The 4,797-nt window shown below is 40.4% G+C and carries 3 protein-coding genes; all 3 read right to left on the reverse strand.

Annotated features, from left to right (window positions below; translation table 11 throughout):
- Positions 1–763 (reverse strand): glycosyltransferase family 2 protein (locus F6K38_RS35090; RefSeq protein ID WP_287359720.1); only part of this gene is annotated, 763 nt, incomplete at its 3' end.
- Between the two features lie 338 nt (positions 764–1,101).
- On the reverse strand, positions 1,102–2,310 hold the full coding sequence (locus F6K38_RS35095) for a transposase (RefSeq protein WP_287359721.1): 1,209 nt from the start codon (positions 2,308–2,310) through the stop codon (positions 1,102–1,104).
- Between the two features lie 814 nt (positions 2,311–3,124).
- Positions 3,125–3,985: a glycosyltransferase family 2 protein gene (locus F6K38_RS35100; RefSeq protein ID WP_287359723.1), complete on the reverse strand. Its 861-nt coding sequence runs from the start codon at positions 3,983–3,985 to the stop codon at positions 3,125–3,127.
- Positions 3,986–4,797 lie beyond the last annotated feature (812 nt).

Raw genomic sequence — 4,797 nt, forward strand, 5'->3', positions numbered from 1 at the left:
GATTACTCACCATTAGTTTACTGTTTTCATCGTTGATAAATCGTTGGATAAATTCGGGTATTTTTTTATTGTGATTAGGATAGACAGTGGATTGCCAACAATAGGATAATTGACCAATTTGGAATAACCGAAATGCTAAATCTAGATCGGCTCCCTCGGGAATTCTAATGGTTTCTTTAAATCCACCGATTTGTTGAAGAGCTTTTTTCCAAATCAGGGCATTGGCTGTAATTAATGATTCTGGTCTACTGATATGGCACTCTTCAACCATGGTTAAGGGAATGAGTCTTTCTTGACCTTCATAAAATTTTGACAATAAATCCTTGCCCGATGCTTTAACATTACCTGCATAGCCTATTGACCCATTTATGCTATTAAGATAGCCTTGGATAAATGATTCAGAGGGAAGACAGTGGCTATCGGTAAATAATATCCAATCTCCTTTGGCATAGTTTATGCCTACATTTCTGGCAGAGGCCAAATCATTTTTTGAGCATTTCAGTAATCTGATGGAAAGGTTATTACCTTGGAAGTGTTGAGCGATAGTAATTGGTCGCCTGGAGTTATTATCAACAATAATAATTTCTTGGGGATAGATGTAGGGACTCTGGGTGTTAAAAAATTCAGTTAAAAATAAATCAAGTCCTTCTTGATTATTCCTGACGGGAATAACGATTGATATATCAGATGCTTGAATGTTTAAGGGTACAGTAAAATCGGAGTAATTCTGGGGCGTTGAATGAAGTTTGTTGATGAAAGTCATAGGATTACCTCAATTGTCTGGATTAGAGTTCTGCCAACTGACTAGTGCAGGGGGGCAGAAATAACAAACCCGCGTCCTAGAGTCGAAATCCTTGATATTAAAGAACTTCAGACTTCAGACTTCAGACTTCAGACTTCCGGGTAGCTGCACTATAACTTCTATACACAATCTTGGCTATTCCACCAGGAAATTTTTGGGGAGGGTGGGGAGATAGGGAGATAGGGAGATGGGGAGATAGGGAGATAGGGAGATAGGGAACAGGGAACAGGCAATAGGCAATAGGCAATAGGCAAGAGGAACCCACACCTAACCCCCTTTCAAGGGTATGTTTTTAAGATTCATCCAGGGGCAGGAGAAAAATCGGGAATAAATCTACCTGTAGGTAAAGGCATGCCCTTAATCGCAGATGCCAAAATTATTAAAAATCCTCGTCTGAAACAACTTAAACATCGAGTAGGATTAGTTTTTAGCAATAAAATTGGCTTTTCTGGCATGCTCGGATTTTCCTTTGTCTGAGCAGAGGAGCTCATTTCATCCAAAGGAGGTAAGCTACTTGCTGGCAAATTCGCCTCGGCCTCTCCACCAATACTGACTAAAAATAAAGTAGCAACAGCAATGGCTAACCAGAGACGTTCTGCTCGTCGAGGGTCATTCATTTTAGTGTGATGCCAACCAAAACCACCTCGTTTGATGTCCTTGAAAAGACATTCAATCCAACCGCGCATACCATACCAACAAATCTGTGCTTGTTGAGGACTCAAATCTGTTACGATTAGCCAAGGATCGGCATAGCCAGAATCCCATTGAGCTAAAAGAGTGCAAGACAGACTGTTGGTTTTAAAACAAGTTACCTTTCCACTCCAAGATTGCCCCACTTGAGTAATTAATTCTGAAAGAGGAACAAATTGTTGCTCTGGTGAGGATTGATAATATCCCTGATGGTTAATACGCATAAATGGATGCCAACCCAATTGTTCAATCGCTTCGTAGAACCAATCAGCGTATAAACCTCTGTCTGTAGTGACAATCACCAACCAGTCGGAAGGAACACCCTCTTGAAGAGAATCTAAGAGTTTGAGCCAGTAGGGTTTCCAACTGCCTTTTTCGTTTGCTCTCACTATTTTCCAAGCTACAGGAATTCCACAACCTCGATAAACCACACTAATAACTAATAAAGTAAAACGCTGACCTAATCTGGAAGCATCCGCAGCTAATACTAAACTTTTTTCCTCTGATGACCACCAACTTAATATCCAGCGTAACAACGGGACAAAGCTCTGTTCGACCTGGATTTCTCTACGCTTTCTTCCGTTTTTATCGACTTTACTATTATACCACTGCCTTAATCTTTCTCGAATTGTGTTCTCTGGTTGCTCTAGAATTTCCCCCAAAAACACAACTGCAGTAGATAAACCACAATGATGAGTCATCGCAATAGCAAAGCTCCACATTCCTAATACTACTGCTTGTGGTTTGCTTAAATGAGGCATTTTTTTGATGACCACCCGTAACCATTGTTGATAAGTAATTGGACGATTTTTGTTCACTGTGATTGATGTCACGCGGGTTTAATGTACAATAGTTATTGTACTATGGAACACATTTGATAAATTCCCTGTTTCTGACTACTATTTAATGTAATTTGCTCCGCGCCGGGCGCGGGTACGTCATGGTGGAACCAGTACAAAACAACGCGGGTAACGAACGTGATTGAAAATAAATTTCAGTACTCCAACAGTCGCTCTGTGTGACCGCTACCCGAAGTTCTTTTGTCAATAGTTACCTACCAAAATCAATAACTTTTCAAGTTGGTGCAAGTGTCTCAGCCATCGCCCCGTCAGGGGATAGCCATCAAGCAGAATTCGTCACTTAATGATTTTTATTGAATTCTCAAATCCTTCCTGGGGTTTGGGTTTCAAAATGTATTTCTGTTGAGTAATACCTAGGCGAATGCCCAAATCTAAAAAACATACCCTTGAAAGCCCCTAACCCCTCCCAGGAGGGGAAGGCAAGAGGCAAGAGGCAAGAGGGAAAAAATCCTGTCTACCTCATTACTATGAGAACTGCTATAGATAGAATCAAGTAATCTTTTAACGTAAGCATTCAGCAGTCAGCGGTCAGCTGTCAGCTTAAAATAAACCTCTTTTGGTAGAATTTAAAGGTGCGCTTGACCCATTAAGAATTAAATTCGCCACGGGTCGCACCTAATAGTTCTAGATTTTATCGAATTCAAAGTCTAGGGAAAAGCCCATCTAAGCATAGGCTGATAGCTGATAGCTGTTCGCGTAGCGTGCGCGTAGCGCTTAAGCTGATAGCTGTTCGCGTAGCGTGCGCGTAGCGCTTAAGCTGATAGCTTACCTTTTAACTAATTCTATATCCTACTATAAGACACACATATTGTAAAGTTGACAATAGTTGATTTATAAAACCCGGTTTATTGGGAATAAACGGTTTAGGAGTTAAGTCAATGGAATATAGCTGACTGACTAGTTTGTTGCCTTTTCCATATCTGATAAATCTTTTAATAAATCCCAGAATGTCGTGAGTGAAATCATGATATACAGTTGATTGCCAACTATAGGATAAGTTGCCAATTTCTAATAACCTAAACCCTAAATCTATATCTTCACCGGCAGCGATTTTAATAGTTTCGTTAAACCCACCGATTTTTTCAAGGGCTTTTTTCCACACTAGGGCATTGGCTGTAATTAAATATTCCGGTCTGATCATCTGCCCATCTTCAATAACTTTTAAGGGCACAAGTATTTCTTGAGTTTCATAATAGTTTGACAATACATCATTGCTCCAGGCTTTAACATTCCCTGCATATCCGATGGAGCCATTCATGGCATTAAGATAGCCTGTGATTAAGGATTCTGAAGGAATACAGTCACTATCGGTAAATAAAATCCAATCTCCTTGAGCAGAGTTGATTCCCATATTTCTGGCAGATGCCGGTCCAAGTTTTGAGCATTTTATCACTCGTATTGAAAGGGGAGCAACTTGAAACTGTTTAGGGATAGTAATCTCTGGGCTTGATTGATTATCAACGATAATTATTTCTTTGGGATAGCTTTCTAGGTTCTGGGTTTTGAAAAATTCTGACAAAAATAATTCAATTCCTTTCTGATTGTTCCTGACGGGAATAACTATCGATATATCAGATGATTTAATTGTCACTGGTGCAATTAAATGAGCTTTCTTTTTTGGCTTAAAACCCAATTTACTGATTAAGGTCATAGGATTGGCTGAATTTTCTGCTTCAGAGGTTTTAGACCCCTATACAGAATCTGTGCTACTCCATCAGGACATTTTTGGAGAAAGTGGGGCGGGGGGAGTTTGGGGAGTGTAGAATGTAGAATTTAGAATGTAGAATTTAGAATGTAGAATGTAGAATTTATAATTTAGAATTTAGCATTCTGACAGACAACCTTCAACCCAATAACATTCAACCTTCAACTAACTAACATTCAACCTTCAACTAACTAACATTCAACCTTCAACTAACTAACATTCAACCTTCAACTAACTAACATTCAACCTTCAACTAACTAACATTCAACCTTCAACTAACCAACCTTGGCCTTTCGGCCACGCTACGCGAACAACCTCCAACTAACCAACCTTCAACCTTCAACTAACTAACCTTGGCCTTTCGGCCACGCTACGCGAACAACCTTCAACCTGATAACCTGCTAATCTCAAAAAAAAATAGCCGCAGAAATACTATCCACGGCTAGGAATTTACCTTATGTCATTCAGTTTTCCAACTTATCCAGACGTGAGTGATCTTACGCGACTCGACCGGATGGTTTGGCCAGGGGGAAAACCCCCCAGCAATTTAACGTGTTAACGGAGCCTGAAGTACTTGATCATTATTGTTATGAATTCTCCCGGAACATCCGTCGGTTAGAGTCGATGCCCGGTATTATCCGGGGCACCTCTCCTTCAGAACCGTACGTGAAGGTTTCCCCTCATACGGCTCCTAGATATTCTCTCCCTTAGGAGTGCTCCAGTGTATCTGTTGATGGCAG

The organism is Moorena sp. SIO3B2, from assembly GCF_010692525.1.
GTDB lineage: Bacteria > Cyanobacteriota > Cyanobacteriia > Cyanobacteriales > Coleofasciculaceae > Moorena > Moorena producens.